The organism is bacterium, assembly GCA_040753555.1.
Classification (GTDB): Bacteria; UBA9089; UBA9088; order UBA9088; family UBA9088; genus JBFLYE01.
On sequence record JBFMDZ010000165.1, the window covers coordinates 1 to 4,725 of the forward strand.

Consider the following 4,725-nt stretch of genomic DNA (forward strand, 5'->3'; position numbering starts at 1 on the left):
TTATAATCTTTGGGTTTGGAACAAGCAAGAATATGGCTATTGCTATTTCTTTGCTATCCCTTGCTGTAATAAGCTTTGTGCAGGGAGGTTGGGTGTTGACCACAAAGGTTGTTGAGAAGGTGCCATTTATGGATGATTGTATTGTTGTTATGGTTAGATGCGTTCCAAAGTCTATTGAAATAAGGGAATTTGTAGCAAAACCTACACCTTGAACTGTCACAAGTGTTCCTATTCTTCCTGACTTTGGAAAGACTTGGATACCTCTTGGGAATTCATAGGCACCTATGTCTACACGATACCGTTGACTATCCTTGGATTGCCATCTTTGTCTGTTACTGGAATGCCTGGGGCGGTGTTTGTACCTTTATCAATGCAAGGAGAGATTGGTTTTAAGTTGTAGTCGCTCCCACCAGCGAATTCTGGGTCAGAGGAGATATTTCCTATATTAGGAGAGCAGCCGGAATAATTATTTGGTGTATTGTTCCACACATTGTTGTAATTGATAGCTAGAGAGCCCTTCCAGCGACAGATGGCACTCTCGCCACCTCGATTTCCTATTATATTGCAGTTAGTAATTGAGGGCGAGGAATAACCCCCCTCACAGTGGATTCCACTACCCCCTGTTAAACTGTAATTTTCTATTATATTGCAGTTAGTAATGGAGGGAGAGGAATCGGCGCAGTAGATTCCGCCACCACAACCTCCAAGAGCTTGATTTCCTATTATATTGCAGTTAACAATAGATGGGGAAGAAAAGAGGCCGCAACAGATGCCGCCACCACAACCATAGTAATTTCCCATTACAGTGCAGTTTATTATAGTGCAGTTTGTAATGGATGGGGAGGAAGAACGGCAGGAGATTCCACCACCATAAACATAGTCACCTGCAACATATCCATTTCTTATGGTAAATCCGTAAATTACACTGATAGTTCCGCTATCACCAAAATAAAACCCCCTTCCACTATTTTCGCAGTCAATAATACAGTTATCTGATCCATTTATAGACATTACCGTAATACACTTTCCACTCCAGCTTAAATTCTTATTTCCTGTTCCCGTATATGTCCCATCAGAAACCAAGATTCTATCTCCATTCGTTGCTGCATCTATTGCAGCCTGAATGGTTGTATAGCTTCCGGGCACATAAATATCTGCCGCATAAACTCTCACTCCCAAAACCATCCCTAACACTACTAAAAACACAAAAATTTGTCTTTTCATTTCACTAACACCTCCTCATTCCCTTTCAGAGGGGTGTCTGCCAAAGGCAGACGGGGTGTTTTTTCCCCTATATTTTTAACTACCCCGTCAGATCTTCGGTCTGCCACCCCTTCGGTGAAGGGGAATAAAAAAGCAGGCTCTTTATTGAACCTGCTTCTGATTTTATATATAAACCCTTTGGGGTAACTAGATTCTGCCCCCCCGCTTATTTTATAATTCAAGTTTTTCATCTTAATATAAATATAACATATTTACAAAAATTTTGCAAGAAAAATTTTTAACCCTAAAAAATTTTACCCTTAAACATCAGAAAAAAGAATAACAACCCATTCAATTCTTGTCAACAATTTTCTTTTTACACTCCTCAAGCATCTGTTTGGCAAAGAGGTTCTCTGGAGAAATCTTTAATATATACTTACATTCTATCCAGGCTTTGTCAAATAATCTTCTATTATAATAAATTCTTACCAAATCTCTTCTTGCTCTAAGATCTTGTGGGGCTAGTTTAAGTACCTCATTAAAGAAATAAATCGCCTTTTTTTCTTCTCCTCTTGACCAATAAATAAGTGCGAGGTTATATAAGGCCTTTGTATTTTGTGGCTCTATCTTTATCGCCTTTTTATATTCTTCAATAGCAAGCCCTAATTTGCCTATCTCTTGGTAGAGGCATCCTAAATTATAATGAACAGGAGCAAAATCAGGGTTTATCTTCAAGACCTCTTTATACAAAGATATAGCCTCGTTATACTTATTTTTATTTACATACATAAGAGCGAAATCCCAGTAGGCAGTTTTTAATAAAGCCTCACAAGATTTTATTATTATCTCTGTTCTTTCATCCTTAAATATCTTTTTATCATAAAAACCTCTATGCTTAAACTCTACTATTTTTGGAATCTCTGGCACTTTCTTCTTCTCATATATCCTTAATAAAAATCCTTCTTGAATTAAGGAATATTCAGTAGGAAATTCAATTGGATAATTTATGTAACAAGAATGTGATTTATTGCTAATTGTAATTTTTAAAATCCTATCTTTAACAATAGCTTCTATTACATCTACGGTTGCTTGTTTTATTCTATGTGGAGAAAATGGGAAAGAAAGATAAGAATATATTTTTTTAATATGCTCACCATACCAATCATCTTGCAACAGAGTAGTATCTATATTACTTACATCTTTACGAAAAGACTCAACCCACTGAAGATACCAAAGAGGAAGAATAACATTATCACCTCTTATAAAGATAATCGCATTCTTTTCCAATGGTCTCAAGATATTCATCCCATAGTCATAGGCAAAGTAATGTTTAGTTCGGTTATTCTGGAAGTAGTGGGTTTCAAAGAGAAGAATGGGAAGAAAAATAAAGAAAAGGTATAGGACAGGGTATCTTTTAGGGATAAGTTTAGCTATAGTTAAAAAACCTGTGCCAGTCAGAATAGAAAAGATGATATAAGAAGGGATATAGTAGTCTTTAATGTTAAAAATGGTATAGCGGATAGAGTGAAAAATATTGACCGCAAAGATTAAAAGAAAGAATAAAAAGATGGTTTTTTTCTTAAGAAATAGGATAATAAATCCAATAAGACAAATAGGAAGAAGATAAAAAGTAAATTCTTTGGGAAAGAAAATAAGATGATTCTTTAAGTTTTTTAAAACTTGGTCTATTGAGGTAGAGAAATAACTTCTGTAGCTTTTAACTGTAATGTGCTCTATAAAATTTTCCCAATTACTTGGATCTCCCCAATTAAGCACAGGGTCTTGACTTGCCCTTAATGGGAGATAAGCCCAGAGGAAAAGGGGCAGGATAAAAAGCAAAAACATCTTTGAGGGAGTAGAGAGTAGGGAGTAGAGAGTAGGGAGTGAAAAGGATTTAGTTTTAAGTTTTGACTTTTGACTTTTGAGTTTTCTTTTTATCAATGTAGCCAGAATAAAGAATATACTTGCAGGGACAAGGTAGATTGTTTGGAAGTGGTGGGTGAAAGATAAACCCAAGATAAAGCAAAACAAATAAAGTAGCCTTGAGCCGGAAGCCTTAAGCCTTAAGCCTTCTTCCCATTTAAGTAAGATAAAGATAATTAAGGTGGCAAAGAAGGCGTTTAGGGTGTATTTTTCAGCAATTACCGCTTGTTCCCAGAAGGTTAAGGAAAAGGCAAGGATTAAAGATGCAACAACGCTTGAAATTATTCTTCCGTTCTTCCGTTCCTCCGCTCTTCCGCTCACTTTTAAGGTGATAAAATAAACCATCATTACACAAAGGGAGGCAAAGAGGGCTGATTGCATATTCATCCTGAAGGCAATGTTTCCAATAGGAATCAAGGTTATAAAGACCTTACCCAGCAAGGTATAGAGGGGATAGCCTGGGGGATGGGCAATGCCTAATGAGAAAGCACAGGTTATTAGCTCACCTGAATCATGAAACCCAACGGTTGGGGTTAGGGTATGAAGATAAATGCCGAATGAAACAAAGAAAACAAGGATGCCCAATATATAATCTATTGTTTTAAAAGGAATTAACCGCTCATCCTTCTTTTTCACAAACCCATTATATCAAGCCTTTAGTCTAAAAGTCAATCGTGCGGTTGGTTTTGCTAATTTTTGGAAGGTATTTTACAAAATTCGTATGTGTTGAGCTTCCTTATCTAAAGAGCCAGAAATCGCTTTGTTTAATTGCAAATTTTAAATTGTAACCGAGGTTCCGTAATTTTTTGTAACCCTTTGAAAATAAAAGACTTACATTCATGAGACAGAAAATTTGTAACTATATTGATTTGCAAGCACTTTTAAAATTTGCCAAATTTTTACGGAATGTCTGCTATTTCACCACCATAGACTTAATCGCCGAGAAGTCATCACCAGTAAGCTTATAAAAGTATAAGCCCTTTGAGGCTTTGATGCCGGTGTCATTCTTTAAGTCCCAGAGGATGGCACTATCTTGTTTTGTGTATGAACCCTTCTTTTTAAAACCAATGTTTATGGTTCTTATCCTTTGTCCTAGAATATTATAGACCTCTAATGAGACATTGGAATCCTTTGCCAGGGTAAAGGGAATATAGCAGGAATTATTTGCTGGGTTTGGATAGCTCTGAAGGAGGGAAGATTCACTTGGATAGGCTATTTTTATGAATATCTCATCCCCAATTGATTCTAGCTTTTGATAATTTGTGTCCCTTACATCAAGCACATTAACCGAAATCCTGATATTTTCCTCTCCACCATTTACCAGAGGTTCCGTAATTTTTCCTATGGTTTTGGATAGACCAAGGGTAATAAGAAATATAACACTTCCTCTTATTAAAAAATCTTGTTAATATCTAGTGTTTTTCTTTAACATACGAATTATACGAAATGTAGTAACCGCATTCAAGGTGTTCAGGTGAATAATTCTTAAAATTATAGACCAGGCTACAAAGACAAGATAAAAATGTCTTTGATAACACCTAATTTTCTGGAATTTCCCTTCATCCAAACATAGGTAAGTCTTTGCTTCCCGAAAGAAGT

Annotated in this window: 4 protein-coding genes; all 4 read right to left on the reverse strand. The window is 36.1% G+C overall.

Annotated elements, in window-relative coordinates; genetic code table 11:
- Positions 1-220: hypothetical protein (locus AB1630_10465; protein ID MEW6104212.1), on the reverse strand; the 220-nt coding region annotated here is incomplete at its 3' end.
- A 68-nt stretch (positions 221-288) separates the two neighbouring features.
- Entirely contained in the window at positions 289-1,224 is a 936-nt protein-coding gene (locus tag AB1630_10470) for a hypothetical protein (protein MEW6104213.1), read from the reverse strand.
- Positions 1,225-1,554: 330 nt separating this feature from the next.
- Entirely contained in the window at positions 1,555-3,762 is a 2,208-nt protein-coding gene (locus AB1630_10475) for a DUF2723 domain-containing protein (GenBank protein MEW6104214.1), read from the reverse strand.
- Between the two features lie 277 nt (positions 3,763-4,039).
- Positions 4,040-4,408 (reverse strand): T9SS type A sorting domain-containing protein, encoded by a 369-nt coding sequence (locus AB1630_10480; protein ID MEW6104215.1) that lies wholly within the window; start codon positions 4,406-4,408, stop codon positions 4,040-4,042.
- Positions 4,409-4,725 lie beyond the last annotated feature (317 nt).

Bases quoted from the DNA above. Each gene is read 5' to 3' on its own strand.
- AB1630_10470 (MEW6104213.1), bottom strand. From the start codon at position 1,224: ATGAAAAGACAAATTTTTGTGTTTTTAGTAGTGTTAGGGATGGTTTTG.